1 pseudogene is annotated in these 852 nt (G+C 64.2%); it reads right to left on the bottom strand.

Annotated features, from left to right (window positions below):
* Positions 1–852: pseudogene (locus NW838_RS05810) on the bottom strand (hypothetical protein); the annotation flags it as partial.

The raw sequence follows: 852 nt of genomic DNA, 5'->3' as shown, positions 1-852 counted from the left end.
TCCCCAGGCTTAGATTGATGACGGCAAGCAGAGGGGCAACAGGACGGGATCCCTGCACAGCCCACAACACGCCGCTTGCCGCCAGTAGCTCCAAAGCCCAGCCCAGCCCGTACAACAACCCATCCATCTGACCCTTGATCTGGCCAGATGAAAGGGCTTGGGCAATTTCAGGGGCATCCCCTGTCGGAGAGGACTCCGTCCCGCTAGCGCTAGGGGGGAGGGTCGGAGAGGATCCCGTCTCGGCAATGGGAGCAGAGAAGACCGGAGCAACCTCTACCCAAAGTCGGAGACCAATGGCCAGCCAGGTAACCCCAGAGGCCAGCGGTATGGCTGCCGAGAAAGCAGGGGGCGAGGAAGGGGTGAAGAGGGCCGCCGCGGTGGGCAACGTTAGGGAGAGCAAGAGCACCAACCCCAAGGGTATACCCCAGCCATCCAGGGCTGGCCGGTAAGCGGCTTGCAGGCGAGAAGAGAGGTGCCGGATGCCGTAGCGACAGCCGCTCAAGAGCAACAGCAGCGCTGCCAAGACCAGCAGCCATTCCGCTTCCGTAAGTGTCGGCAAGAGCCGGCTGATCCCCACCAGGCCGAACCCTGAGCCGAAGGCCACCGCCAGCAGGGCTTCCCCCTCTGCTCCAGGAGTAGGGGAACTTGGCAAGGGACAAGCCCATAGCCACACCTGGGTAGCTAGCAGCAGCAACCCCAGCCCTAGCCCGAGCAGATCCGGGCCCGGCCTGCCCAAGGTGAGCAACTGCGCCATCACCAGCGAGAGCACGGCCCAAAGACGCAGGGATCCCCGCACTGGGATCCCCTGCCGCCAGGAAAGGGATCCCAATCCCCCTTGCTCTGGGCTCTGCA

The organism is Synechococcus sp. R55.2 (assembly GCF_047462075.1).
Taxonomy (GTDB): Bacteria; Cyanobacteriota; Cyanobacteriia; order Thermostichales; family Thermostichaceae; genus Thermostichus.
The sequence above is the reverse complement of the archived record's forward strand: the minus strand, read 5'-3'. Positions and strand labels throughout refer to the sequence as shown.